This window comes from Microbacterium lacus, from assembly GCF_044794305.1.
Classification (GTDB): Bacteria; Actinomycetota; Actinomycetes; order Actinomycetales; family Microbacteriaceae; genus Microbacterium; species Microbacterium lacus_B.
On the sequence record NZ_CP084996.1, the window covers coordinates 2,291,893 to 2,318,127 of the forward strand.

The window sequence follows — 26,235 nt, forward strand, 5'->3', positions numbered from 1 at the left end:
AGCGGACGGTCGGGCAAGCGGTGCATGAGAGCCGCGCACGACAAGCGTTGCACGCGAAACGGCGCGCGCGGCCGTTGATCTGATCTCGTCGCCCCGCGAGGCGCGCCACCTAGGCTGTTGGCGATGAAAGAGTTCGTGAGGGGGATGTCGCTCCTCGGCCGTGGGTTCGGCTACTGGCGGCGATTGCCGCGACGGATGGCGCTGGGGCTCATTCCCGCGGCGATTGTCGGGGCGTTTCTGCTCGCGGGCCTGATCACTCTCGGCGTGAACTTGCCGTGGATCGCGGAATCGGTGACGCCTTTCGCCGACGGGTGGCCCGGGCTCTGGGTGACGGTCATTCGTATCGCCGCCGGCACAGCTGTGCTGGGGGCAGCGCTCGTTCTCGTCGCGGTCACTTTCACTGCCCTGACTCTCTTCGTCGGTGATCCGTTCTACGAGCGAATCTGGAGAGCTGTCGAGGCCGACCTGGGCGAGACACGACTCGACAGTGGACCCGGGTTCTGGCGATCGCTCGGCGCCGGCCTCGGCCTGCTCATCCGTGGTTTCGGCGTTGCGATCGTTGCCGCGCTGCTCGGGTTCATTCCGGTGGTCGGCGCGGTTGCCGGCACCGTCATCGGCGTGCTTCTGACGGGGTGGCTGCTCGCGAACGAACTCGCCGGGCGCGGACTGTCGGCGCGCGGTCTTTCGTCCGCCGAGCAGCGAGTCTTACTCAGGCGACACCGCGGGCTCACGCTGGGCTTCGGGGTGGCGACACAACTGTGCTTCCTCATCCCTCTCGGCGCTGTCGCAACGATGCCGGCTGCGGTGGCGGGATCGACCCTCCTTGCTCGGGAGCTTCGCGAAGCGGCGTAGCCGGGAACAATCCTCGAAGGCGTCGAACGGTTGCTGTGGGGCGGGAAGGTGCGTTGCCCCGTACGATGTGGGGCAGATGCCCGGCCGCCAGCGGTCGTTCGCGAGGGGTGCAAGCACCTCCGACGAGAGGACACAACATGCTCGAGTCCGCCCCATGGCTGACAATCGCACCGCCGATCGTCGCGATCGTGCTCGCGATCCTCACCAAAAGGGTCATGATCAGCCTCGGAGCCGGCGTCGTCGTCGCGGCGCTGCTCATTGCCGGATTCAACCCGCTGGAGGCGTTGCGAATCATCTGGGACTCGTTCGTCGCGCTGTTCTGGAGCGACGGCGCGATCGACACCTGGTACATCTACATCCTCCTGTTCATCGTGCTGCTCGGTGTAATGGCCGCGTTCATCATGATGTCGGGAGGAACGAAAGCGTTCGCAGACTGGGCGGTCGAACGCATCCGGACCCGTCGGGGCGGTCAACTGCTCCCCGCGATCCTCGGCATCGTGATATTCATCGACGACTACTTCAATGCGCTCGCGGTCGGCCAGATCAGCCGGCCCGTAACGGACGTGCACCGCATCTCTCGCGCGAAGCTCGCCTACATCGTCGACTCCACCTCCGCCCCCGTGGCGGTGCTCGCACCGTTTTCGAGCTGGGGCGCGTACATCATCGGCATTCTCGCGCCGATCGTGGCGGCATCCACCCTCACGATCAGCAGCGTCGAGGCATTCCTTGGAGCAGCGGCATCCAACTACTACGCCATTGCGGCGGTCGTACTCGTCTGGCTCGTGATCCTGCTGCGCGTCGACATCGGCCCCATGCGGCGTGAAGAGCGGCGGGCGATCGAAACCGGCGAGCCGTTCAAAGCAGGCGAGATCATTCCGGGGCAGCTCAGCGAGAATGTTCCCGTATACGAGCCTGGCGCCAAAAAGGCACTCGTGGTTCCCTTCGTCGCTCTCGTGTTGGGCGTTCTCGCCGCCATCGTGTGGACGGGTGTGGAGGCCTCAGGCAGCTGGGCGCCGGTCGAGATCCTCGCAGCAACAGACACCACCCTTGCGCTGGTCATCGGCGGGCTCATCGGATTGGCTTTCGCGATCTACTATTACGTGCTCTACACCAGAGGTAAGGCGGGCTTCGGCTGGGGTGGCTTCGGTCGGGCCTGGCTCGGTGGCACACGAGCGATGCTCCCGGCGATCGGGATCCTGCTGCTGGCGTGGATGCTGGGAAGTCTCATTGATCAGCTCGGAACGGGAGCATTCCTGGGCTCTCTGGTCGAGGCATCCAATCTCGCACCACAGTGGCTCATCCCGATCGTCTTTGTCGTCGCCGCCGCGATGGCGTTCGCCACCGGCACCTCGTGGGGTTCGTTCGGACTGCTGCTGCCGATCGCGGGCGGAATCATCAACTCGGTGGATGCCCCCGAGCTCCTTTTGCCGATCCTCGGTGCGGTGCTCGCGGGCGCCGTCGCCGGTGACCACAGCTCACCGATCTCAGACACCACGATCCTTTCGTCGACCGGTGCCGGGTGCAATGTCATCACGCACGTGATGACGCAGCTGCCACTCGTGGGCATCGCGGGTGCTGCGGCGCTCATCGGGTACATCGTGCTGGCCGCGACCGGTCTGATCTGGGTCGGTCTTGTCGTGACCCTCGCGGGGATCGTCGGTGCCACGTTGCTTGCACGCTTCATCGCCAAACCCCTTGACGAGGACGTGCGGGTCGAGGCTCACGCGAGCTGAGGTGATTGCCGACATACGTCGGCGTGCTCAGGTTCCCACTGCAGCAGACCTTTCTTCTGGGGGACAGCCCCCGGAGAAGTAGGCGGAAGCCTCTAGGGTGCCCGAGCGCCGAACGATCTACCGTGAGAGCATGACCACCGCAACTCTGGGTTCACCACCGCCCACCACCGTGGCCCCCGCCGCCTCCTCGACCCGAATCGCCTCGCCGAGCCGTATCGCCGGCGCCACTGCACAACTGGCGGCGTGGGGAGTGATCGGCCCCGCTGTCTTCGGGATGCTGTTCGGGATGCTGGGCGTCGGCATCGGTCTGACGTTCGTCTTCGGGATCGGACTCCTACTCCTTGTCGCGCTCGTCTACGCGCTCTTCGCCCTCAGCTGGCTCGAGACGGCACGCATCGATGGACTGTACGCCTTCGGGTTGCCGGCTAGGCGAACACGTACAAGCGGACGCCCCGGCTTCGGTGGGGCCCTGCGCACGATCTGGCAGCAGTTCGTTGATCCGGGCATGTGGCGCAGCGTCGCTCACGCAGCAATCTCGGCGCTGCTCGGCGCGATCGTGCTCTTCCTGTTCAGCCTCTTCGCCGGAGGTGTGGCCCTCGCCTTCTCTCCGCTGTTCGCCCGTGGTGACGTCGTCGAAATCGCGCGAACCGGGATCGGAGTCCCGATCGTGTGGGCGGTGCCCGTCGGCATCGCGAGCGCAGTGCTGTCGCTCGCCGCGATCGTGGGGGTGGCGATCCTTCACGGGGTGACGGCGCGCGCCATCATGGTGCCCTCGCGTGAGGCCCAGTTGACCGAGGAAGCCCGCTCATCGCGAGTGCAACGAGCGGGAGCAATGCGGGCCGCTGAACTCGAGCGCACCCGCATCGAGCGTGACCTCCACGACGGCGTTCAGCCGCGACTGGTCTCGGTCGGGATGACTCTCGGACTTGCCCAGCAGAAGATCGACAGCGATCCCGACGCAGCCAAAGCCCTCATCGCCGAAGCTCACACCTCGACCAAGGCGGCCATCACCGAGCTGCGGCAGTTGGCCCGCGGCATCCACACGTCGATTCTCGATGACCGCGGATTGGACGCTGCGCTCTCTGCCCTCGCGGGTAGATCAGTGATTCCCGTCCACCTGGACGTGCGCATCGACGGACGCTGCAGCCGAGAGAGCGAAGCGGCAGCGTACTTCGCCATCGCCGAAGCGCTCACCAACGCAGCCAAGCACTCCCGGGCGACAGAATGCCGTGCGGTCGTGCGGCTTCACGACGGCGCGACCCTGTGGGCCCGTGTCGAAGACAACGGCATCGGCGGGGCGCGGGTCGTCCCCGGCGGAGGACTGGACGGCATCGTGAACCGCATCGCGGCCGCCGGAGGACATGTGCGGATCGACAGCCCCACCGGGGGCCCGACCGCCGTGGAGGTGACACTCCCATGCGCATCCTGATCTGTGAAGACTCCGCGCTCCTGCGCGAAGGGCTCGTGCGTGTGCTCGAAGACTCCGGGCACACCGTGGTGGCAGCGCTCCCGGATGCCACTCGCCTCGAAGACGAGGTGGAGGCCACCGATCCTGAACTGTGCATTCTCGATGTGCGGCTGCCTCCGACGTGGACCGACGAAGGCATCCGTGCGGCCCTGCGTCTGCGTGCTGCGCGACCTGCCCTTCCGCTGCTCGTGCTCTCTCAATATGTCGAAGAGCGCTACGCCACCGACCTCATCGCCGCCCAGGGCGGCTCGCTGGGCTACCTGCTCAAAGACCGGGTGGCCGATGTGAGCGACTTTCTCGACGCGATCATGCGCATCGGTGCGGGAGCCACGGTGCTCGACCCAGAAGTGGTGGCGCAACTGCTGAGCCGGCGCACGAGGGATGACCGGATGCTGCGGCTCACCGACCGCGAATCGACGGTGCTGGCCCTGATCGCTGAAGGGCGGTCAAACCAGGCGATCGCCCGCACGCTGCACGTCAGTGAGGGCAGCGTCGAAAAGCACATCACCGCCGTCTTCCAAAAGCTTGACCTCGAGCAAGACGAGTCGGGCAACCGCCGCGTGCTCGCCGCCCTCGCGCACCTTTCGCACGGCGGAACCCACCCAGAACCTCGCCCCGGCGGAACACCGCCGCAGACAGGAGCCCAGCGATGACCACCACGATCCTTCCTCCCACGCCCGTGCCGCCCGCTCCCCAGGGCGAGCCCACACCGCCACCGCCTCGGTCTACGTCGTCGCGGGTGATCGCGATCCTTGCGATCGTGTTCGGTGCTCTGGCGATCGTCGGCACGATGGGCTCGGCAGCGTGGGCAACAGTGGCTTCGGCATCCATCCGAACCGGCACCAACGCCACCGCTGTCTCGGGTGTGACCAACATCGACGCCGAGCTCGCGGCCGGATCGTTGACGATCGAGTTCGCTGACATCGACGAGGCCGAACTCACTGTCACCGGAACATCCGGCGCTGACCGATGGGTGCTCGAGCGCGACGGCGACACTCTCGAGGTGCGCTCGCGCGATCGTCTGTGGGGAGAGATGTGGTTCTGGGGCGGGTCGGCAGGCGAGGCCGAGCTTCGGCTGCCGAGAGACCTGGCAGGAGTCGACGCCGATGTCTCGGTCGCTGCCGGCAGCTTCGAAGCGTCTGGAGATTTCGGCGACCTCACTATTGACCTCGGCGCGGGGCGCATCGCCGTCGAAGGCTCAGCCACCGCGTTGACCCTCGAGGTTGCCGCCGGGCGTGGGGAGGTCGACCTCGATGGTGTGGACACCGCCGAGCTGAGCGTGAGCGCCGGGACACTGAGCGTAGGCCTGACCGGGACCCAACCCTCTGAGATCGTTGCCGATGTCAGCGCCGGGTCTCTCACCCTCGCTGTTCCCGAGGGGCGCTACGAAGTCACTTCCGACGTGTCGGGCGGCTCGTTCGACGACCGCATCGGATCCACCCCAGGGGCGCGGAGCACGATCGATGTCGAGGTCTCAGCCGGGCAGGCCGTGCTTCGGCCGAGTCGCTGAGGCGCGTGACGTCGTCACGCGAAAGATGGTCTCGATGAGCGTCGCGCGGAGCGGTGCGGCACGTTCGGCGAATTCCCTCTGCCTCGCGACATAGGCGGCCTTGCCGTCGGCCGTCTCGATCTGCACGGGTGCGTAGCCCCAGCCGGTGAGGTCGTAGGGCGAGGCGCGCATGTCGAGTTCGCGGATGTCTCGGGCGAGCTCGAAGCAGTCCAACAGCACGGTGCCCGGGACGAGCGGGCCGAGCTTGACCGCCCACTTGTACAGGTCCATGTTGGCGTGCAGGCACCCGGGTTGCTCGGTCGCCGCCTGCTGGTCGCGACTGAGCGGGCGCCGATTGAGCGGCACCGCATCGGGGGTGAAGAACCGGAATGCGTCGAAGTGCGTGCAGGTCAGGGGGTTCGCCTCGACGACCGCGTCAGTTCCCTCGCGTCCCAGCCTCAGCGGGACCGGGTGACGGTGTTCGCTCTCGCGATAGACCATGGCCCACTCGTGGAGCCCGAAGCATCCGTATTGCGCACGTCCGTTCGCCGTTGAGCGAAGAATGTTGTGGATGCCGGTGAGCATCAGGCTCTTCTCGGCCACGAAGGCGGCCGAGTCGACCACGACGTCGTTCTGTTCGGTGGAGTACCACCGCCACTGTGCGCGGGGTTCGGCCGCGGCATCCTGCAATCGCGTGTCGAGGCCCGGGTGCCATCGTCGCAGCACCGCCGGTTTGTAGGAGTAGTAGTTGTAGAGAAAATCGTCGACGGGATGCGTCTGCCCCCGCGCGGCGCGTGCTCGGCGGCCCGCGGTCAGCGCGTCGGCGCGCGCGTGGTGCTGCTGTTCGAGGGCGCGCCACTGTTCGAGCGGCAGCGCGAACGAGGTGGTGAGCACGGATCGATGGTACGTCGATACGATCAGACGACGCAGACGAAGGGCAACGGATGCCGCACACCACCGCTCACGTATCGATTTCACTCGACGGTTTCATCGCGGGGCCCGACCAGAGTCTGGAGAACCCTCTCGGCGTTCGCGGACTCGAGTTGCATCGCTGGCACCTCGGCGACGAGCGCGCGACCGAGGCCGACGCCGCGGCGAGCGCGTGGCTCGGCCGCGCGCAGGGCGCCGTCGTGATGGGCCGCAACATGTTCGGCCCGATTCGAGGCGAATGGAAGGACGACTGGCGCGGGTGGTGGGGCGACGAGCCTCCGTACCACGCACCCGTCTTCGTGCTGACCCATCACGCGCGCGACTCGATCGAGATGGCGGGTGGCACGACCTTCCACTTCGTCACGGGTGGGTTCGACGAGGCCTACGCCCTCGCTTCGGAGGCGGACGGCGAATCCGGCGTGCACGTCGCCGGTGGCGCTTCGACGGTCAGGCAAGCGCTCGCGGCCGGGGTCGTCGACGAACTCACCCTCGACATCGCGCCCGTTCTTCTCGGGTCGGGCGAGCGCATCTTCGACGGCATCGAGGCATTCTTGATGGAACCGGTCGAGGTGCTGCACTCACCGCTCGCGACCCATGTGAGGTACCTCCGCGCGGGCGGAGATCGTTGATTGGGCGCTCGTCACGCGTCGTCGTCAGCTCAACAAATCGCGGTGTCGTCAGGTCAACAAGTCGCGGTAGTAGGACTGCATCGCGGGAAAGTACTCGTCGAAGTCGATCGCTGAGGGAGTCGTCCCGTCGATCGCTGCGGTCAATCGGTCCAGGTAATACTCCCAACCCGGCCCGACGCTGCCGACGTCATCAGCGCCGATCACTTGGCTGAATTGCACGGTCGTGGCGCCGCCATCGTCGGCAAGCTCGAGTCGCAAGCGCCAGACGTTTTCTCCCACACTCGTGTCGACGCTGTACCGATGGGGTGGATCGCACGCGCGGATCGTCACCTCTTCGCCAGGAACATCGTCGCCTTCGGCCGTCATGAAGAAGGTCAGCTGTCCAGAGGTGGGATCTCCTTGCCAGCGTCCGATCCACTCCTCGAGCCGGTCGGATTCAGTCATCCACGCCCATACGTCATGTATGTCGGCGTCGAGTCGTCGACTCAGGCGCAATTCTCGACCGCGCGAGCCCTCGACGATCTCTCCGGTGGGAACGGGAGTTGTCATGCGGACTCCTCCGTCAGTCAGCGCGGCGGTGTGCAGGCAGGGCGAGCGTAGCAAGCCCGCACCACGTCCGCGAGGGTTGCGCCGGGCGAACCCGTCGAACCTTGCTCATTTTTATGTTCGACGTTCGATGGGCGCTAATCGACCTTTCGACACCTGAGCATCGCTGTTATGTGCTACACTGTTTCCAACAGATCCTGCGCAAGTGCCCACGCGCGACCGGATGACATCACGCTGGTGTCGTCACTACGGGAGTACTCATGGGGCACACGCCGATCGACCCGACAGGGACGTGGAGCGCGCTCGATGACGTAGTAACGCGAGTCGTCGACACACGTGCCGAGATCGCCCGCCTGCAAGCCCAAGAGTCCGGTTTGCTTGCCGAGGCCGCCGACCTGGTCATGGTGCGGACAGCCTCTCGCCGTGAAGCGGGCAAGCGGTGGGACACCGATCTCGCGCTTCGCGAGGTCACCAGCGAACTCGGGGCGGCGATGCGGTTGAGCGACCGCGCGGTGCAGGCCCGCATGGCATCGGCGTCCACTCTCGATCAATCGTTCCCCGCGACTCGTGCGGCCTTCGAGGCCGGTGAGATCGATGCCGGTCATGTCAGCGCGATCATCGACGCCGGGTGCAGCGTCGCCCACGGTGATCTGCGCGCACAGTATGAGCAACTACTCCTGGAGGCAGCGCGGTTCGAGACGCCCACACGCCTGCGCTCGATCGCGCGGGTTGTCGCGGCTCGCCTCGACCCCGAGTCGGTCTCCGACCAGCAGCAGCGAGCCCGCGAGCGGCGGCACATTCGTGTCATCAATCTCGACGATGACATGGCACGCGTCATGGCCGACGTCTCCGCCGCCCATGCCCACGCGATCCACGATCGCCTCACCCAAATGGGGCGCGATGTGCGCGAGGCGAGGGCGGATGCTGAAGCCGACGACGGCGATGCCTGCGTGGTGGACACCCGCACACTGGATGAGATCCGCGCTGACATCTTCGTCGACATGCTCTTGACTGCCGCTCCCACGGGCCACGGCGAAGGTGACACACTCGGCGCCATCCGCGGACGCGTTCAGGTCACGATTCCGGTTCTCACAGCCGCAGGTCTGGCTAACGAGCCCGCTCTGCTCGCCGGTTACGGCCCGATCGACCGCGATACCGCCGCGCGCCTTGCAGCCGGCGCTCCCGGCTGGGACCGAGTCATGACGCACCCGCACACCGGCGCTCCACTCGCCGTCGACCGCTACCACCCAAGCGCTGAGTTGCGTCGGTTCCTCAGCGTGCGCGACGAGCGCTGCCGATTCCCTGGCTGCATCCAGCGGCCGTGGCGCTGCGACCTCGACCACACCGTCGACGCCGCCTACGGCGGACCGACCAGCGCCGAAAACCTCGCCCACCTGTGTCGAAGGCACCACACCGTAAAGCACGCAAGCGCATGGACTGTCGAGCAGCTCGGTGGTGGCATCCTGAAATGGACCAGTCCGACTGCTCGCAACTACCTCGATAGGCCGCCAGGCGTCGTGCAGTTCGTCCCGTCAGACATGCTGAACGCTCGGGGCAGTGTGCCGCATCACGACTGCGGCGCTGATCCGCCGCCGTTCTGAGACTTCACCGAAGAACGAAGATGAACACTCCTGTGAGAGTCATCGCGCACGCTCGACCGCGGCGACGATGAGCTCGGTGTTGGCCGCAGCATCAGTCAAGAAGTCAAGGCGGAGGCGATCGTCCTCCCATTCCGCGAAGCCGGCTCGGCGAGCGTCGATCGACTCCCACGATGGCTCGGGGAACCCCGCGATATCGCGGCGACGCGCTTCGAGTCGACGCCGATGCTCGACCGGGTCGGAGGCGACGACCTCGACGAAGAGCACGCGAACGCCCATCTGTTCGGCCAGGTCGCGCCACTGTTGACGGGCCGGCTCGACATCGTTCACTGCATCGACGATCACATCATGGCCGAGCTGAAGCTGCTCCCGCGCGACCGCTTCGGCAACGACGTACGCGGCGAGGCCCGTGGGCTGAGCGCGAGCAATGCCCGCCTGCCACATCGCCGCTTCGAGCGGGTCGACCGACACGACCCCACATCCGAGACGACGAGCCGCCGCTTCAGCGATCGCGCTTTTGCCGCTACCGGGGAGGCCCGCCACGACGATGAGCGCTGCGGAATTCACGATCACGCGCAGGGCTCGTACGGCGGGACTGGAAGGCTGGTGACGGTGAGCTCCCAGATTCGTTGCTCACCCTCGGTGAAGGCGAAGAAGGTGTCCGAGTCTTCGGCAGTGTCGACAATGATGTAGCGGCGATCGCCCATACCTTCGGGCGCCAACTCTTGCGCGTCGGGATAGGCGGCCCGCGCCTCGTCGACGGTAGATCCGATGCCGATGCCTTCGGGCGTGCGTGGGCCGACCGAGCCGGACGCTTCGGCCGGAGCCGACGCCGACACGAGGACAACCGGCGACGAGTCATCTCCCGCCGCATCACGTTGGATGACGAGGATCAACTCATCCTTTGCGACCAGGGCTACCCAGGGACAGGCATCCGCCGCAGGCTCTGCCCCAATGGCCGCCATCGCCTCATCGAACGGCATCCCGATCCCGACGGCTCCAGAACCTGTGGCGCTTGAGGACGGCGCCGGGTCGATTGACGGTCGAGACGACGGTGCAGACGACGACGAAGTCTCGGCGGGTGGGGCGGATGCATCGTCCGGTGCACTCGGAGCGGCACAGCCCGTGACGAGCAGGACGGTCAGCACGGAAACGGCCAGTGCAGCCTTACGGTGACGGTGCGGGAGCATGATGGACCTCCTCGTCTCTGTCCGCGCAAGCCTATGGACACGACCGGACCCATTCCGAGACTCACACGGGATTCCCACGGGCGTTCGATCGCGCAAAGGTGATCCGATGACGAAGAACTGGTTGCCGCCCATCTCGCCGGACAGCATCGGCATCGCCTCGGCGATCGCCGCACGTACGGTGGTCAGCTGGAGTGATGCGCGATGTGCCTCCGGAGAGGTCCACAACTCTGCCACGAACACGGTGTCGGGTGCGTCTTCGCTCACGCCCACTTCATAGAGAAGGCATCCCGCGTCGGCGAGCTCAGTGCTGCGGCGGGTCAGGATTGCCACCACCTCATCCCGCAATCCGGGCTTGGTCCCCAGCATTCCTACGTTCGCGAAAGTCGTGCGTGCATGCTCTCACGCCGACCGGCCGGGTTACTGAGCCGTCGGGTCGATCATCGTCATACCCACAGCGGTCGAGCGATCCATAACCGTCAGCCGCTCCGCCGCCTCTTCGAGCGAGATCGTCGCAGTGATGAGGTCTTGCGGGCGCAGCGCACCCCGCTCGATCAGCGCGAGCATCGCCGGGTAGTCGACCGCGGCCATGCCGTGACTGCCGAGAATGTCGAGCTCCCACGAAATAGCCCGCGCCATCGGAATCGCCGACAGCCCCGACTCGGACGGAAGCAGACCCACCTGCACGTGACGCCCGCGACGCCGCAAGCTCAGGATGCTGTCGCTCGAGGTCTGCTCGCTGCCCACCGCATCCACCGATACGTGCGCGCCGCCGTGGGTCAGCTCGTGCACGCGGTCCGCGACAGGCATGCCGTCACTGCCGTCGGCGAGCACCGTGTGGTCAGCGCCGAGCGAGGCCGCCGCATCCAGCGCGCCCGGATTGCGATCGACCGCGATCACCCGCGCGCCGAGTGCTCGCGCGATCATGATGGCGCTGAGTCCGACCCCGCCCGTGCCGAACACCGCCAGCCACTCGCCGGGTAGCAGGCGCGCGCGCACATGAACCGCGCGGAAGGCGGTGGCGAAGCGGCAACCGAGCGCTGCGGCTGCGTCGAAGGAGACGGAGTCGGGGATCCGGACGAGGTTGGTGTCGGCGGCGTGAAGTGCCACGCGCTCAGCGAACGACCCGTGGTGAGTGAACCCGGGCTGCTCTTGGTGCGGGCACACCTGCGCGTCCCCGCGCAGGCACCACTCGCATTGCCCACATCCGCACACGAAGGGAACCGTGACCCGGTCGCCCACCCGCCACGCTGTGACTCCTTCGCCGACAGTATCCACGACCCCTGCCAGTTCGTGGCCGGGGATGTGAGGCAGCGCAATCTGCTCGTGACCCACCCATGCGTGCCAGTCGCTGCGGCAGAGACCCGTCGCCCGCACAGTCACGACGACACCCCCGGCAGGAGCCACGGGCGCGGCGACCTCGCGCACCTCGAGAGGCCTGCCCACAGCATCCATCACCATCGCGCGCATGCGAGCCCTTTCGTCCTTTCGAGCGTAGGGCGCTGCGTGCACGCCTGTTCCCAGAGTGCCCAAACCTCGCGCGCGAGCGTTGCCGACCTGTCCGTGTGGGCGAAGCGCTGAGATCGCAGCCCGAAATGCCCGGGTAAGTCCGGCCGGAAAGCGGGTCGTGTTGTCCCCGCTATGCCCAGCGGCGGGCGAGCCAGGCGACGGCTGCGTCCGCTTCGGCTCGCTGGAATGCGCGAAGCGTAGGCATGTTGGGGGGTGAGGGCTGTCGGGCGTTGTTGTAGAAGGTGCCCGCGAGTGCGGCGAGCACGGCATCCACTTGCTCTGACCGCAGGGTGTCGAATAGCGGGTGGCTCAGATACCAGTCGACGTCGACTGACTCACCTCGCACTACGACATCGAGGAGGTAGGTGACGCCGTCGAACCAACGCGCCCCGATCGATGCCCATGGCCAATCGATGAGCCACGCTGTACCCGATCCATCGATCAGGATGTTGTCGGCGCGGCAATCGAGGTGAACCAGATGATCGCCGACGACGGCGCCGGCGGCTCCGACTGCGGCCTCCATCATGCGGTCGCGCAGCGCGAGGGCGAGCGACGGCAGGGTGCTGTCGACACCGTCGGCGACGATACGGTTCCAGGCGCTGAAGTCGCCGACCAGTTCGTCCTGAAGTCGCGGAAGGGTGCCGAGCCGGCCAGCGGCCTCCGGAAGCTCTGCGATCGCGTCGAGCACGGCGGGTATGTCTGCACCGTGCTGCCCGCCGGGATGCGCACCTTCAATGTCATGCATCATCAAGGCGATCCACTCGTCGTCATCGTAGACACCGAGCAGGGCCGGTGCCCGAACCTCATTCGGGAGCATCCGCATGACTGCGGCTTCTCTGCGGTGAAGCTCCAAGGTCTCCGCATTGCGACTGCGCGACATCGTCTTCACGAAGACTCGACGCCCGTTGTCGGCCATCACTCGGTCGGCGGATCCAGAGGAGAACCCATTCCGCTGTGCGTTCGTGGTGACGACTCTCCCACCGAGCTCCGCTTCGACCCACCGTGTCACGGTCGCCGGCAGCGAGCTCCAGGGCATACGGGTGGACATCCTCGACAGTACCGCGAGTTGCGCGAGGCGCCAGATGCCGGTGCACAGCACACCCTCCGCGCCTGGGCCGTCAAAAGGCTGAAACTACACCTACAACTACCCGAAGTCCCCGGGAGCCATATCGGTGAAGCGCGAGAAGTGACCCTGGAACGCCACAGTGATCGTGTCGGTGGGGCCGTTGCGGTGCTTGGCGACGATGAGGTCGGCCTCGCCGGCGCGCGGGGAATCCTTCTCGTAAGCCGACTCGCGGTGCAGGAGCACGACCATATCCGCGTCCTGCTCGATCGAGCCCGACTCACGAAGGTCAGAGAGGGCTGGCTTTTTGTCGGCGCGCTGCTCGGGACCGCGGTTCAGCTGCGACAGCGCAATGACCGGAACCTGCAACTCCTTGGCCAACAGCTTGAGGGCGCGCGAGAACTCCGACACCTCTTGCTGGCGCGACTCGACGCGCTTGCCCGAGGTCATGAGCTGCAGGTAGTCGATGACAACCATCTTCAAACCCTCGCGCTGCTTGAGCCGGCGGCACTTCGCCCGGATCTCGACCAGCGTCATGTTGGGGCTGTCGTCGATGAAGAGAGGCGCGTCGTTGATGCGACCGCGCGTGGAGGCGATGGTCGTCCAGTCGCGTGAGTCGAGCGTTCCCTTGCGCATGTTCTGCAGGGGCACCGAACCCTCGGCGCTCATGAGACGCATCGCGATCTCGCTGCGGCCCATTTCGAGCGAGAAGAGAACGGTTGGGAACTTGTGCTTGATCGCCGCAGCGCGAGCGAAATCTAGAGCCAGCGTAGATTTGCCCATAGCCGGCCTCGCCGCGATGATGATCATCTGGCCGGGGTGCAGACCGTTGGTCAGGGTGTCGAGTCCAGCGAAGCCGGTGGGGATGCCGGTCATCTGGCCGTCGCGGCCGCGGGCCGCCTCGATCTCTTCGACGGCAGCGCTGACGGCAACCTCGAGTGGGACGTAGTCTTCGGCCGCGTCCGCGCCGGTGACACCGTAGATCTCGGCCTGGGCGTTGTTGACCAGGTCGAGCGCTTCACCCTGACCCGAGTAGCCCATCTGCACGATGCGAGTGCCAGCATCCACCAACCGGCGAAGCAACGCACGTTCGCCGACGATCGAGGCGTAGTAGCCGGCGTTGGCCGCGGTCGGCACGATCGAGGTGAGGGTGTGCAGGTAGTCGGCACCGCCGGCGCGCTGCAGTTCTCCCGACTTGATCAGCTCGTCAGTGACCGCGATGACGTCGGTCGGCTCACCGTGCGAGTAGAGCGTGAGGATGGCCTCGAAGATGAGCTCGTGCTTGGGCACATAGAAGTCGGGTCCGCGCAGCGTCTCGATGACGTCGGCGACAGCATCCTTCGACAGCATCATTCCGCCGAGCGTGCTCTGTTCAGCGAGAAGGTCGTGCGGCGGGGTTCGCTCGTGCTCCCGGCGCTGCCCACCCAGGCGATCGTCCGAGATGTCGGCAATCGACATGTGCACTTCCTTCGGGTCATTCGGCTACGCAAGGGACTGCTTGCAGGGATTGGACTACGCGCGTGAACGCACACCAGAGAGACGAGACAAGAAGCCGCAGCATCCTTCTCGCCCTCACGTGAGCAGATCACGAGCCCCCGACATGCGTCGTCATCGACGTGTGGCGCGTCAATCCCCTGTGGGCCGCACCCCACGCTAGAGAGCGCTTTTCACACATGCAAGACGTCCTGTGGATAACTCTGTGGAGAGCCTGCGCGAAACGCCGATAAGCCTGTGCACAACGTCTGTGGAGAACTCTCGTTCATAGAGGGATGTGTGAGACATTTTTAAATGCTGATCTCGTTTTTTTCTTAGGCTGGGCTGTGAGTAGAGATGTGTTTGAAGTGTCACTTGAAGGTTGGATCTGATACCAGTTGCCTGTGTACAGATTCCACTGAATAGACCGCGACTTCGTCGAAGGAGGGTGGACATCTCCCCCTATGTGGGCTAGCGTCGGTCACCCAGGCACCCTACGGTCGGTTCTCAAATCGAGAGCTGACCGACATCGATCGTTGTATCGGAGGTGAACGTGGACACCGCAGACTCGCAGCACTTGTCGAGAATCTCCAAGATGCTGCTCGCAGGAATCGGCGTCGCGTTCGCGTGGGTGCTGCTCTCTTTCGCTCTCGGACTGGGCGCCTCGCAGGCGCACGCCGGAGAAGACGGCGGTCTTCTCGGCGACCTCACATCGACAGTCGAAGAGACCGCGGTGGCTGTCACGAGCGTTGTCGAAGGAACCGCCACCACTGTCGTCCAACCCGTGGCACCGGTCGTGCAGGCGGTCGTCAAGCCTGTCGCACCCGTGGTCGAGTCCGTCGCTTCGGTCCCGCCAGTTGCCGACGTCGTCGAGACGGTCGTCGCTCCGGTGACGAACACCGTCTCCGTGATTGCCGACTACGGCGTGGTGGCGCCGATCGTGGACTCGACGGTCGCCGTCGTCGACACGGTTCCCGTGGTGAACGAGGTGGTATCCGCCCTCGGCATCGACACCGCCGCCACAACCCTCGGCTCGAGCGTCGATGGCCTCCTACAGGGCACGGCGGGCGCGGTCACCGGCACCCTAGATGGCGTGACCGGCACCCTGACGGATGCAGTCGACTCCACCACCGGCATCGTTACAAGCCCCGATTCTCCCGTCGTTGCACCGCTGCTCGCCTCGAGCGGAGTTGTTACGAGCACGGTCGTCGCAAGGACGACGGATGCTGAAGCCAGCGCGTTCGACCTGTTCGCCCGTACCGCCTATACGTCAGGCGCTACGGCGTTGCTCGCACTCGCACCGGAACTCCCCGCCACGTTCTCTGCTGCTGACGGAGCCGCGGTAACCACAGCGGCCGCGGCCGTCGCGGACATCTCTTTTGCTCTTCTCCGCTCTGTAATGCAGGCGGACTCTGCCTTCGTCGGACCCAGTGGTGCGGGTCCCGGCGCGTGGGTGCTGGTCGCCCTCGGTTTCGTCATCGCATACCGTGCCTGGGTGCGACGTTCCGGACCCGAGAACGACGTAGCCCCGGCCGCGCCCGTGCTGTCCACCGACGTCTCTCCCGACTGACCGGATGCTCGTCGTCTTTCTGACGGCAGAGAATCACGCGCCTTTTGCGCGCATCCGATCATTCAACACGTCTCAAGGAGAGATCATGCACACCTTCATCAAGCGCGCCCTTGTGGGTACGCTCCTGGCTGGCGGCATCACGCTGCTCAGCGCAACGGTCGCCAATGCGACCGAGACAACGGGCGAGGACGGACTGCTGTCCGGCAACCAAGCCCTGATCGACCTGTCGGTGCCGGTCACGGTCACCGGCAACGCCCTCTCAGTCATCGGCGACAGCACCCGTGTCACGATGCCGTCGACTCCCGTGACCGAGCCGACCCCCGTCACTGCCGCACCGGCCGAGGCGCCTATCACCAGTGGGGAGGACGGCATCGGGTCGGGCAATCAGGCCCTCGTGAGCGTCGACATCCCGATCACCGTCACGGATAACGCGGTGTCGGCCATCGGTGACAGCACGGTCGTGCACGCGGCTCCTGCGGCCGCTCCTGAGGCCGCTCCTGCGGCCGCTCCTGCGGTCACTGAGACGAGCACGGCCCCAGTCGAAGGACCGGTCACGTCCGGAGAGGACGGGATCCTCAGCGGAAACCAGGTCCTCGCCGACGTGAATCTGCCCATCACGGTCTCGGGCAACGCGGTGTCGGTCATCGGTGACAGCACCGTCGTGAACGGGGCGACGGCACCCGCCGCAGCTCCCGCTCAGGGCGAGTCCGTGTGGGCCGCACCGGTCACCTCGGGTGAAGACGGAATCCTCAGCGGAAACCAGATCATCCCCGTGATCAACGCCCCCGTGAACGTCACGGGCAACGCCGTCTCCGTCATCGGAGACAGCACCGTCGTGAACGGGGCGACGGCACCCGCCGCAGCTCCCGCTCAAGGCGAGTCCGTGTGGGCCGCACCGGTCACCTCGGGTGAAGACGGAATCCTCAGCGGAAACCAGATCATCCCCGTGATCAACGCCCCCGTGAACGTCACGGGCAACGCCGTCTCCGTCATCGGAGACAGCACGGTCATCGGCGGCAGCGCCGGACACACCGGCACGACCGGCGGCACCAGCTGGATCACACCGATCACCTCGGGTGAAGACGGAATCCTCAGCGGAAACCAGATCATCCCCGTGATTAACCTCCCCGTCACGATCGGCGGGAACGCCGTCTCAGTGATCGGTGACAGCACCGTGATCAACCCGACTACGCCGACTACGCCGACAACGCCGACAACGCCGACAACGCCGGGAACACCCGGAACACCCGGAACACCCGGAACACCCGGAACCCCGGGAACCCCCGGAACCCCGGGAACACCCGGAACCCCCGGAACACCCGGAACCCCCGGAACACCCGGAACACCCGGAACCCCGGGAACACCCGGTAACGAGGGAACACCCGGTACCGAGGGAACACCCGGCACCCCCGGAACCGTGATTCACACCACCGAGACAATCGGCGCCACGGCGTCGATGGCCTCGACCCAGCTCGCCGCAACTGGGGGGACTGGCGGACTCGCCGCGCTTCTGATGGGCCTCGTGCTCATCGTCGCCGGTGGTGCCGCGGTCGCGCGGCGCCGGGTCGCGTAGCGCGAAGGCGGGCCGGGCGCCTGGCCCGACCCGCCTCGTCGCGTGAACAAAAGAAGCGCGAACCGAAAGACGGATGCCGCAGACCGGAACCCTCGCGAGAGGGCCGGGCTGCGGCATCCGTCGTGCTGTGAAGCTACTTCGCAGCAACCACCGACAGGGTGATCACGGCGGTCAGGTCGTCGCGCAGACGAACCGTGGCTTCGTGCTCACCGAGCGCCTTGATGGGCGAGGTGATGTGGATCTTGCGCTTGTCGAGGTCGCCCAGGCCAGCGGCCTTGACGGCGTCGGCCACGTGCTCGGTCTTGACCGAGCCGAACAGACGGCCCTCGGTGCCGGCCTTGACGGCCAGACGCACCTTGGCGCCCTCGAGGGCGTCCTTGAGCGCCACGGCCTCTTCGTGGTCGTGGATCGCGCGCGACTCGCGAGCGGCGCGAATCGACGCCACCTGCTTCTCGCCACCGCGCGTCCAGGCCACTGCGAAGCCCTGGGGGATGAGGTAGTTGCGGGCGTACCCGTTCTTGACCTCGATGACGTCACCGGCGCTACCAAGCCCGGCGACCTCGTTCGTGAGAATCAGCTTTGCCATCGGGTGCTCCTTAGCGGCCAGCGCCGGCGTAAGGCAGGAGCGCCATTTCGCGCGCGTTCTTGATCGCCTTGGCGATCAGACGCTGCTCCTGCACCGAGACACCGGTGATACGACGGGCGCGGATCTTTCCACGCTCCGAGATGAACTTGCGAAGGGTGGCGACATCTTTGTAGTCGATGAGCCCGACGCGGGTCGGCTTCGCGGGGGCAGTGACCTTCCCGCCCTTCCGCGGCTTGCGGCGGTCGCCGCTTGACTTTCCAGCCATGTTGTTTCCTTAGGTGTTGTTGTCGGATGCCTCGTGCGGAGGCATCCGGAATCTGTGTCGTGAGTGTCCGCCGGATCGAGTAGTCGCGAAGCGGCGTATCGAGATCAGAACGGAGTGTCGTCGCCGTAGGCGCCCGGGGCTGCCCACGCGTCGCCACCGGCAGCCGGCGCGGACGCCTGCTGCGAACCGGGAGTCGACCACGGCTCTTCAGCGACCTGACCCTGGCCACGGGACTGTCCGCCACCGCTGCCACCCGCTGCACGCGTGACCTGAGCGGTCGCGTAGCGCAACGAAGGGCCGATCTCGTCGACCTCGAGCTCGATCGAGGTGCGCTTCTCGCCTTCGCGCGTCTCGTAGCTGCGCTGCTTCAGGCGACCGGTCGCGATGACACGGGAACCCTTCGTCAGCGAGCCCGCGACGTGCTCGGCGAACTCGCGCCAGACCGACGCGCGGAGGAACAGCGCTTCGCCGTCCTTCCACTCGTTGGCGGCACGGTCGAAGTTGCGCGGCGTCGATGCGATCGTGAAGTTCGCGACGGGAAGGCCGTTCTGCGTGTAGCGCAGTTCGGGATCAGCCGTGAGGTTTCCCACGACGGTGATGATCGTTTCGCCGGCCATCGTCGTTACGCGTCCTGCTTGACGGGCTTCGCGGGACGAGCAGCCTTGCGGGCTGCCTTCTCGTCGGCACGCTGCTTCTCAGAAGCGATCATGGCGATCGCGTCTTCGGCACGCAGCACCTTGGTACGCATGATCTGCTCGTTCAGACCCAGCTGGCGGTCGAGCTCCTGAGTGGCAGCGCTGGTCGCAGTGAAAGCGACGACGGCGTAGATGCCTTCGTTCTTCTTCTGGATCTCATACGCAAGACGGCGCTTGCCCCAGATGTCGACGTTGTCGATCGAGCCACCATCGTTGGTGATGACTTTCAGGAACTTGTCGAGGGTCGGGGCGACCTGGCGCTCGTCGATCTCGGGGCTCAGAATGACCATGAGTTCGTACTGGTGCGTCACTAACCCACCTCCTTCGGACTAGAACGGCTGCCGGGCATTTCCCGACAGCAGGAGGGTGTGTGCACGTCATCCACGAATCGCACACAGGGGTGCGTAGATGGACAACCCTCCAATACTACCGGATGCCTCGACCGACGCCGAATTGCCGGTCATCGGCTGGTTCTGCGAGGGTCTCGAGCACCCTGTCGAGCCCATCGAGCCCGTTCGCGCGGGTGAGTTCGTGGGCCAACGCGCGTGCGCGTGCGGCGTAGGACTCGTCCGTCAACACTCGCCGCACCGCACTCGCGACCTGTTCAGCGGACGGCGCGTTGGTCTTGAGGTTGATGCCCACGCCCGACCACCCGACTCGGGCCGACACCTCGACTTTGTCTTCGGTCTGACCCGCGACGACCAGCGGCGTTCCGTGCGACAGCGCCTGTTGCACCCCGCCGTACCCGCCGTTGGTGACCATGACGTCGACCAGCGGAAGCAGTCTGTCGTACGGGAGGTACTCGGCGACGCGAACATTCGCCGGCAGTTCGGCGGGAAGCGTAGCGCGCGGTCGGCCCCCGGTAGAGACCACTACCAGAACCTCGGATGCTGCCAACCCGGTGACAGTCGGCAGCACGAGCTGCGCGAAGTCAGAATTGGCGATCGTGCCCTGAGTGACGTGGATGACCGGCACCGATCCGTCCAGATCGGACCACCACTTCGGCAGAGCCTCGCTCCCGGGTGGGGCCAGGAGCGGTCCTGCGAAGTGCACCGTGTCGGGCAGGTCGGAGCGCGGGTATTCGAATCCAGACACGGTGAACTGCGCCATCACGTCTGCGCGTGATGGCCAGTCGAGGACGAAGCCGCCGAGAGGCCGTCCCGTCTCGCGCACGCTGATCTCGTCAGCCTCGCGCTGGACGCCGCCGAAGATCACTTTTTCGGCCATGGCAGAGAGCGCGGCGTTTCGCAGACGCCCCATCAAACCCGGAAGCGGTGTGATCCCGAGGCCGAACGGCGCGGTGTCGCGACTCTTGGCTCCCAGAGGGAAGATGCCCAAAGCAACAATGGGCGGGCGCTCACTCAGTGGCGTTTGTGCGAGGAGGGCAGCGCCGATGAAGAGCGGCTCGGTGAGCACCGCGTCGATGTCGGCGATCGCGAGTTCTGCGCGCACGGCAGCGAGCTGGGCGGCGGCGGGGCGCACGAAGAGGTTGCTCATGTCGAAGCGGAGCGCGGCAGGTCCTTTCAATCCGACGCGCTCGGGAAAGGCGGCGTCGACGTCGTCGAGGTCGACGTCCCCACTGGCGGGCAGCGCGACGAACTGAGCTCCGGCGGCACGAACTCGATCGGCGTAGCGGACGCTGGTCATGAAGCGCACCTGGTCGCCGCGTGCGACGAGGTGACGAGCGATCTGCAGCAGGGGCATGACGTGGCCATGTGCCGGAGTGCAGGTGATGAGGTAGCTGGACATCTGTTGGTCTCTCGGTAGTATTGAATGTACTGATGAAGTATTCACTACACCGTGGGGTAAGTCAATATGTCTTCTGAGATCCTTCCGACCGAGTCTGGGGTTCCACGCGCCTACCGGTCGCAGTTGCGAGCGCAACAGGCCGTGGACACCCGTCGGCGCATTGTCGAAGCATCCGCTCGCCTCTTTGCCACGCAGGGATACCAGGCGACGACGCTTACGGCGATCGCGCGAGAAGCCGGGGTCTCGGCCGAGACGGTGAAGTCGGCCGCATCCAAGGCTGAACTTCTCATTGCCGCGTTCGAGGTCACCTTCTCGGGTTCAGAGGCCGCAGAATCGCTCGCCGAGACCGAGATCGGTGGCGGCGTACTCGATCTCCCCGACGAAGGGTTCCTCGACGCGGTGCTCGAACGAATCACCGTCGCCAACTCGCGCGGTCATGCGGTGTGGACCGTCCTTCTCGGGGCTGCGGCATCCGACCCCGTGGTTGACGCAGCGCTGCAGGGAATCCTGGCTCATCGGGCTGCCGATTTGCGAATGCTGGTGGCCGAGCTCACCGCGCGCGGGTACATGACGCCCGCCGCCGACCCTGATGCGACAGCCGCGGCGCTATCGTTCTTGATCTCGCCAGAGGGGTACCAGCAACTCGTCGCCCAGTCCGGCTGGAGCACCGAACGCTACGTGACATGGCTGCACCGCGCGGTTCGCTCCGAGCTCATCCGCTGACGCGCCCCGCTACCGTGGAGCCATGTCCGTCCCGTTCGACGCCCGTCCACTGACTGACCCGGTCGATCCCGTCGCAGTGCGGTCGTTCTCGAGGTCGCTACGGATTCCGGGTTCTCTGGGTGGCGCGCAGACGGCCATCACAATCGTCATCGTCGTAGTGGTGGGATCCATCTTCGTCTCGATCTTCGCCGGGATGATGGCCGGTGTCATCGCATCGATCGCCGCGATCGGGTCCGGTACCGGAGCGAGCGGCGTCTTCGGAGTGGTGTTCTCGTTCGTGCCGATGCTCTTGCTTGCCGGAGCGTTTGTCGCCATCGGCTTCGCCATCTTCCGAGGGTTTCGCGGAGCGAGCGATCGCCGATTTCGGCTCGATCGCTTCGCCCGGGCGAATGGGATGACCTACGACCCGGGCGTCCGGGGCCCCGCGTTGCCCGGCATGATCTTCAACATCGGAAAATCGCGGCAGTCCACCGACCTCGTGCGCGGCCAACAGCCGCGCTTCGTCGAGTTCGGCAATTACACCTACTCGACGGGATCAGGCAAGAGCCGCACTACTCACCAGTGGGGGTACGTGGCCGTCAAGCTCGACGTCCCTTTGCCGCACATCGTGCTCGATGCCGAGGGCAACAACAGTTTCTTCGGATCGAACCTGCCGATCCCTTTTCAGAGGGACCAGCGACTGAGCCTCGAGGGCGACTTCGACCGCTTCTTCTCGCTGTACTGTCCCGCGGGCTATGAGACCGATGCGCTGTACCTCTTCACGCCCGACATCATGGCGCGCTTCATCGACAACGCGGCCCAACTCGACGTCGAGATCGTGGACGACTGGCTCTTCCTCTACGGCAAGCGTCAATTCACGACCCTCGACCCCGCGACCTGGGCGTGGCTGTTCTCGGCGGTGGCTGCGCTGCTCGAGAAGCTCGCACAGTGGTCGCGCTGGCGCGACGATCAAATGCGGGCGGATGCGGCATCCGTCCCGTCCATCACCTCCGATGCCGCGCTGCCCTTCGCGGCACCGGTCCAGGCGCTACGGCCGCCGCCCGGAGTCGCCGCGCCCGGAAAGCGCCTCAAACGCGGCATCGCGTGGCCGGCGATCATCGTCGGCGGCGTGATTCTGCTGTTCTGGGCTGTCCCGCAGGTGTTGGGCATCTTCGGGTGGCTCCTCGGCTGGGGCAGCCGCTAGCTCTCACCCCCGAGCCCGAAGTGCGCCAGCTCGGCGTGGTCGAGCATGCGTGAACGGATGAGAAACCTCATGCCGGTCGGGCCCTCGACGGAGAATCCCGCGCCTCGGCCGGGCACGACGTCAATGGTCAGGTGCGTGTACTTCCAGTACTCGAACTGCGACTCCGACATGAAGATCTCGACCGGGTCGTCCAGGCCCACCTCGATCGAACCGAGCGACACATCGCTGGGCCCCGTCATGAACATGCCGATCGGGTAGCACATGGGCGAGCTGCCGTCGCAGCATCCGCCGGACTGATGGAACATCAGCTTTCCGTGTTGCGCGGTGAGTTCGCGCACCAGGGTGGCCGCGGCATCCGTCACGGCCACCCTGTCGTACTGCGTTGTGATGGGCATCGGTTTAGAAGAAGCCCATCGGGCCTTCGGCGTACGACACGAGCAGGTTCTTGGTCTGCTGGTAGTGATCGAGCATCTTGAGGTGGTTCTCGCGACCGATGCCGGACTGCTTGTACCCACCGAAAGCCGCGTGTGCGGGGTACTGGTGGTACGTATTCGTCCACACGCGCCCGGCCTGGATCTCACGGCCGGCCCGGTAAGCGGTGTTCATGTCGCGGCTCCACACTCCAGCGCCCAAGCCGTAGAGAGTGTCGTTGGCGATCGAGATCGCATCGTCGTAGTCCTTGAACGATGTGACAGAGAGCACCGGCCCGAAGATCTCCTCCTGGAAGATGCGCATATCGTTCGTGCCCTCGAAGATCGTCGGCTGGACGTAGTAGCCGTCGGTCAGGTCGCCACCGAGGTCGGCGCGCTCGCCACCGATCAGCACCTTGGCACCACCCTGCCGTCCGATATCCATGTACGACAGGATCTTTTCAAGCTGGTCGTTGGATGCCTGGGCGCCGATCATGGTCTCGGGGTCGAGCGGGTTGCCCTGCGTGATCGCGCGGACGCGCTCGATGCCATCGCCGAGCAGCTGGTCGTAGATCGACCGCTGGATGAGCGCCCGCGACGGGCACGTGCACACCTCACCGTTGTTCAGGGCGAAGAACGAGAAGCCCTCGAGCGCCTTGTCGTAGAACGAGTCGTTCGCCCGGGCGACATCCTCGAAGAAGACGTTCGGGCTCTTGCCTCCGAGTTCGAGTGTGACCGGAATCAGGTTCTGCGACGCGTATTGCATGATCAGGCGGCCCGTGGTGGTCTCGCCCGTGAACGCGATCTTGCGGATCTTCTTGTGCGAGGCGAGCGGAGCACCCGCCTCGATGCCGAAGCCGTTGACGATGTTCAGCACTCCGGGCGGGATGAGGTCGCCGATGATGTCCATCAGAAAGAGGATCGACGCCGGAGTCTGCTCGGCAGGCTTAAGCACGATGCAGTTGCCCGCGGCGAGCGCCGGGGCCAGCTTCCACACGGCCATGAGGATCGGGAAGTTCCACGGGATGATCTGACCGACCACACCGAGCGGCTCCTGGAAGTGGTACGCGACGGTGTCTTCGTCCAGCTGCGAGATGCCGCCCTCTTGGGCGCGCAGCACGCCGGCGAAGTACCGGAAGTGGTCGACGACCAGCGGGATGTCGGCGGCGAGCGTTTCGCGGACGGGCTTCCCGTTCTCCCATGTCTCGGCGACGGCGATCGATTCGAGGTTCTCCTCGATGCGATCGGCGATCTTCAGCAGCATGTTGCTGCGCTCGGTCACGCTGGTCTTGCCCCACGTGGCGAACGCCTTCCACGCAGCATCCACTGCCCTGTCGATGTCTTCGACCGTGCCGCGCCCGACCTCACAGAACGGTTTGCCGTTTACGGGCGAGATGTTCTCGAACCACTGGCCCCTCACTGGATCGACGAACTCGCCGCCGATGTAATGGCCGTAGCGGGGGCGGTAGTCCGCGACTGCGCCGCGAGTGTTCGGGGCGGCGTAGATGCTCGAGACGCCCTCTTCGACGATCGTCATTGTGTCTCCTTCGACGTGTTCGCGACAGCCGTTGTCGCGTGCGTCGACGGTAGGCCGCGGCACGTTGCAGAAGGTTGCGGCGGCTCGTGCGGAGGTCAGGCCTCGAGGCGTTCGAGGCGCGCGACGAGGCCGGCGCGGCGCGGCGAGCGCGGCGGGAGCATCTTGAGGCAGAGGCGCAACAGCGCTTCGTCTTCGCTTCCCGCGGCCGTGTCGGCGAAGGTCAGCAGAACATCGACGGATGCCTCGGCCATCAGCGCTTCGCGCAGCGCGGTGCGCACGGCATCACGAAACTCCTCGACCCCGGGAGCCGTCGAATCAGGGAGCACATCGCCGCGGTACGCCGAAAGCGCCACGCGATGCGCCCCGCGGTCGAGCAGCGACAGCACCTGCTGCGCATCGGTCTCGAGGTCGATCATCAAGCGATACGGGCGGGACTGTGGAACGAGCGCGGGCGCGGTCTTCTCCAGCACCTTGCGCAGCCGCACCATCTCGGAGCGCAGAGTCACCGCAGCGGATCCGTCAGCGTCGCCGTAGACCAGTTCGCCGAGGCGCTCGGCCGAGAGACCCTGCCGATGCGTGGCGAGCATGAGCAACAGTTCGGCGTGCCGGGGCCCGATGTCGGTGATCGTCTCGGAGTCTTCGCCGGCGACCTCGAGCTGAGCTTTGTCCCGGCCGAGCACGCGCAACGTGGCGCGAGTGGCCTCGGGCTTCGGCGCGAGGCGTCGCGCCGGTCGCGCCGGCGGCTCGGCACGCGCCCGGAGCCGGGCGACGAGCAGTTCGCCTTCGATCGCGCGGGCCGTAGCATCCACGAGCAATTGCGCCTGCGGCGAGACGACCTCTTCGCCTCCGGTCACGTCGATGACCCCGAGGATGCGGCGGGATTCGGGATCGTGCACCGGCACGGCCGTGCACGACCACGGCTGCACGAGGCGGTTGAAGTGCTCGGCGCCGCTGATCTGCACCGAGCTGTCGAGTTCGAGTGCGGTGCCCGGAGCGGACGTTCCCACGGCGGCCTCTGACCAGTTCGCCCCCGCGACAAACCCCATGTCTCCGGTGAGGGTCAGGATGCGGTGATCGCCCTCTACCCAGAGCAGCCGTCCCGCGGCGTCGCCGACCGCGACGACAACACCCGAGTCGCTCACTTCGCCCGGCAGCAGCAGGGCGCGGATCATCTCCATGACACCCGCGAGCGGATGCATACGGCGGTACTCGTCGAGCTCGGCGCTCGCAAGATCGAGGGGCGGGAGCGCTTCAGCCCCGACGAGCCCCGCGAGTGACCGACGCCACGACTCTTGTACGAGCGGGCGCACATCGCGCATCCGCCGATCGCCGTCGTTGCCGGCCACCAACTCTTCGTGCGCGCGCTCGATCAGCAGGCGCGAAGTCTGCGCAGAGACTTCGCGTCGAGGTGACCACGGCGAGGGCATCGTGCTCCGATCGGCGTCGGGGAGCGTGCTGTCAGTCTAG

25 protein-coding genes and 1 pseudogene are annotated in these 26,235 nt (G+C 66.0%); 11 read left to right on the forward strand and 15 right to left on the reverse strand.

The window, feature by feature from the left end:
* Positions 1-123 precede the first annotated feature (123 nt).
* From LG299_RS10930 to LG299_RS10950, 5 genes are all read left to right on the forward strand, one after another.
* Complete coding sequence (locus LG299_RS10930; protein ID WP_404430114.1) at positions 124-852, forward strand: EI24 domain-containing protein; 729 nt, start codon at positions 124-126, stop codon at positions 850-852.
* Positions 853-989: 137 nt separating this feature from the next.
* Entirely contained in the window at positions 990-2,585 is a 1,596-nt protein-coding gene (locus LG299_RS10935) for a Na+/H+ antiporter NhaC family protein (RefSeq protein WP_404430116.1), read from the forward strand.
* Between the two features lie 130 nt (positions 2,586-2,715).
* The gene (locus tag LG299_RS10940; protein WP_404430118.1) at positions 2,716-4,014 is read left to right on the forward strand and encodes a histidine kinase; all 1,299 of its coding nucleotides are present in this window, start codon (positions 2,716-2,718) and stop codon (positions 4,012-4,014) included.
* The gene (locus tag LG299_RS10945) at positions 4,002-4,706 is read left to right on the forward strand and encodes a response regulator transcription factor (protein WP_404430120.1); all 705 of its coding nucleotides are present in this window, start codon (positions 4,002-4,004) and stop codon (positions 4,704-4,706) included. Before LG299_RS10940 ends, LG299_RS10945 begins: the two co-directional genes overlap by 13 nt.
* Positions 4,703-5,563 carry a DUF4097 family beta strand repeat-containing protein gene (locus tag LG299_RS10950; RefSeq protein ID WP_404430122.1) on the forward strand — a complete coding sequence of 287 codons (861 nt, stop codon included), beginning with the start codon at positions 4,703-4,705 and terminating at the stop codon, positions 5,561-5,563. The genes LG299_RS10945 and LG299_RS10950 overlap by 4 nt, the downstream gene beginning before the upstream one ends.
* Here LG299_RS10950 and LG299_RS10955 read toward each other — a convergent pair.
* Complete coding sequence (locus LG299_RS10955; RefSeq protein WP_404430123.1) at positions 5,528-6,436, reverse strand: 3-methyladenine DNA glycosylase; 909 nt, start codon at positions 6,434-6,436, stop codon at positions 5,528-5,530. The two genes, LG299_RS10950 and LG299_RS10955, sit on opposite strands and share 36 nt — an antisense overlap.
* 50 nt (positions 6,437-6,486) lie before the next feature.
* On the opposite strand from LG299_RS10955, the gene LG299_RS10960 reads away from it, so the two are divergent.
* Positions 6,487-7,101, forward strand: coding sequence for a dihydrofolate reductase family protein (locus LG299_RS10960; protein ID WP_404430125.1), 615 nt, complete (start codon positions 6,487-6,489; stop codon positions 7,099-7,101).
* Between the two features lie 48 nt (positions 7,102-7,149).
* Here the strand turns inward: LG299_RS10960 and LG299_RS10965 are convergent, their stop codons facing one another.
* Positions 7,150-7,650: an SRPBCC family protein gene (locus tag LG299_RS10965; protein ID WP_404430127.1), complete on the reverse strand. Its 501-nt coding sequence runs from the start codon at positions 7,648-7,650 to the stop codon at positions 7,150-7,152.
* Between the two features lie 257 nt (positions 7,651-7,907).
* On the opposite strand from LG299_RS10965, the gene LG299_RS10970 reads away from it, so the two are divergent.
* The gene (locus LG299_RS10970; protein WP_404430129.1) at positions 7,908-9,248 is read left to right on the forward strand and encodes a DUF222 domain-containing protein; all 1,341 of its coding nucleotides are present in this window, start codon (positions 7,908-7,910) and stop codon (positions 9,246-9,248) included.
* A 39-nt stretch (positions 9,249-9,287) separates the two neighbouring features.
* Here LG299_RS10970 and LG299_RS10975 read toward each other — a convergent pair whose 3' ends face one another.
* The 5 genes and pseudogenes from LG299_RS10975 to dnaB all read right to left on the reverse strand — a co-directional run bounded on the left by LG299_RS10975 (position 9,288) and on the right by dnaB (position 14,462).
* The gene (locus tag LG299_RS10975) at positions 9,288-9,818 is read right to left on the reverse strand and encodes an AAA family ATPase (protein ID WP_404430131.1); all 531 of its coding nucleotides are present in this window, start codon (positions 9,816-9,818) and stop codon (positions 9,288-9,290) included.
* 707 nt (positions 9,819-10,525) lie between these two features.
* Positions 10,526-10,801 (reverse strand): annotated as a pseudogene (locus LG299_RS10980) (putative quinol monooxygenase); the annotation flags it as partial.
* 51 nt (positions 10,802-10,852) lie between these two features.
* The gene (locus tag LG299_RS10985; RefSeq protein WP_404430133.1) at positions 10,853-11,902 is read right to left on the reverse strand and encodes a zinc-dependent alcohol dehydrogenase family protein; all 1,050 of its coding nucleotides are present in this window, start codon (positions 11,900-11,902) and stop codon (positions 10,853-10,855) included.
* A gap of 169 nt (positions 11,903-12,071) precedes the next feature.
* Positions 12,072-12,977 carry a phosphotransferase family protein gene (locus tag LG299_RS10990; RefSeq protein ID WP_404430135.1) on the reverse strand — a complete coding sequence of 302 codons (906 nt, stop codon included), beginning with the start codon at positions 12,975-12,977 and terminating at the stop codon, positions 12,072-12,074.
* Positions 12,978-13,085: 108 nt separating this feature from the next.
* Positions 13,086-14,462: a replicative DNA helicase gene (gene dnaB / locus LG299_RS10995; RefSeq protein WP_404430137.1), complete on the reverse strand. Its 1,377-nt coding sequence runs from the start codon at positions 14,460-14,462 to the stop codon at positions 13,086-13,088.
* Between the two features lie 568 nt (positions 14,463-15,030).
* On the opposite strand from dnaB, the gene LG299_RS11000 reads away from it, so the two are divergent.
* Together LG299_RS11000 and LG299_RS11005 are read left to right on the forward strand one after the other, a co-directional pair.
* Positions 15,031-16,047 carry a hypothetical protein gene (locus LG299_RS11000; protein ID WP_404430139.1) on the forward strand — a complete coding sequence of 339 codons (1,017 nt, stop codon included), beginning with the start codon at positions 15,031-15,033 and terminating at the stop codon, positions 16,045-16,047.
* 85 nt (positions 16,048-16,132) lie between these two features.
* A complete protein-coding gene (locus LG299_RS11005; RefSeq protein WP_404430141.1) occupies positions 16,133-17,620 on the forward strand; it encodes a chaplin family protein in 1,488 nt (495 codons plus the stop codon).
* Between the two features lie 133 nt (positions 17,621-17,753).
* Here the strand turns inward: LG299_RS11005 and rplI are convergent, their stop codons facing one another.
* From rplI to LG299_RS11030, 5 genes are all read right to left on the reverse strand, one after another.
* Positions 17,754-18,206, reverse strand: a complete 453-nt coding sequence (gene rplI / locus LG299_RS11010) for a 50S ribosomal protein L9 (RefSeq protein ID WP_404430143.1) — start codon at positions 18,204-18,206, stop codon at positions 17,754-17,756.
* Positions 18,207-18,216: 10 nt separating this feature from the next.
* Positions 18,217-18,471 carry a 30S ribosomal protein S18 gene (rpsR, locus tag LG299_RS11015; protein WP_404430145.1) on the reverse strand — a complete coding sequence of 85 codons (255 nt, stop codon included), beginning with the start codon at positions 18,469-18,471 and terminating at the stop codon, positions 18,217-18,219.
* Between the two features lie 104 nt (positions 18,472-18,575).
* Positions 18,576-19,088: a single-stranded DNA-binding protein gene (locus tag LG299_RS11020; protein ID WP_404430147.1), complete on the reverse strand. Its 513-nt coding sequence runs from the start codon at positions 19,086-19,088 to the stop codon at positions 18,576-18,578.
* Between the two features lie 5 nt (positions 19,089-19,093).
* Positions 19,094-19,477: a 30S ribosomal protein S6 gene (gene rpsF / locus LG299_RS11025; protein ID WP_404430149.1), complete on the reverse strand. Its 384-nt coding sequence runs from the start codon at positions 19,475-19,477 to the stop codon at positions 19,094-19,096.
* A gap of 115 nt (positions 19,478-19,592) precedes the next feature.
* Positions 19,593-20,915, reverse strand: coding sequence for a glycosyltransferase (locus LG299_RS11030; protein ID WP_404430151.1), 1,323 nt, complete (start codon positions 20,913-20,915; stop codon positions 19,593-19,595).
* Between the two features lie 66 nt (positions 20,916-20,981).
* Here LG299_RS11030 and LG299_RS11035 point away from each other — a divergent pair, with 66 nt between their 5' ends.
* Positions 20,982-21,638 (forward strand): TetR/AcrR family transcriptional regulator, encoded by a 657-nt coding sequence (locus LG299_RS11035; protein WP_404430153.1) that lies wholly within the window; start codon positions 20,982-20,984, stop codon positions 21,636-21,638.
* Positions 21,639-21,660: 22 nt separating this feature from the next.
* Positions 21,661-22,821 (forward strand): hypothetical protein, encoded by a 1,161-nt coding sequence (locus LG299_RS11040; protein WP_404430155.1) that lies wholly within the window; start codon positions 21,661-21,663, stop codon positions 22,819-22,821.
* Here LG299_RS11040 and LG299_RS11045 read toward each other — a convergent pair.
* The 3 genes from LG299_RS11045 to LG299_RS11055 form a co-directional block, all read right to left on the reverse strand.
* Positions 22,818-23,216 carry a DUF779 domain-containing protein gene (locus LG299_RS11045; RefSeq protein ID WP_404430157.1) on the reverse strand — a complete coding sequence of 133 codons (399 nt, stop codon included), beginning with the start codon at positions 23,214-23,216 and terminating at the stop codon, positions 22,818-22,820. The genes LG299_RS11040 and LG299_RS11045 overlap by 4 nt on opposite strands.
* 4 nt (positions 23,217-23,220) lie before the next feature.
* Positions 23,221-24,768 carry an aldehyde dehydrogenase family protein gene (locus LG299_RS11050; RefSeq protein ID WP_404430159.1) on the reverse strand — a complete coding sequence of 516 codons (1,548 nt, stop codon included), beginning with the start codon at positions 24,766-24,768 and terminating at the stop codon, positions 23,221-23,223.
* Between the two features lie 95 nt (positions 24,769-24,863).
* Positions 24,864-26,195, reverse strand: coding sequence for a GAF domain-containing protein (locus LG299_RS11055; protein ID WP_404430161.1), 1,332 nt, complete (start codon positions 26,193-26,195; stop codon positions 24,864-24,866).
* Between the last annotated feature and the right edge of the window lie 40 nt (positions 26,196-26,235).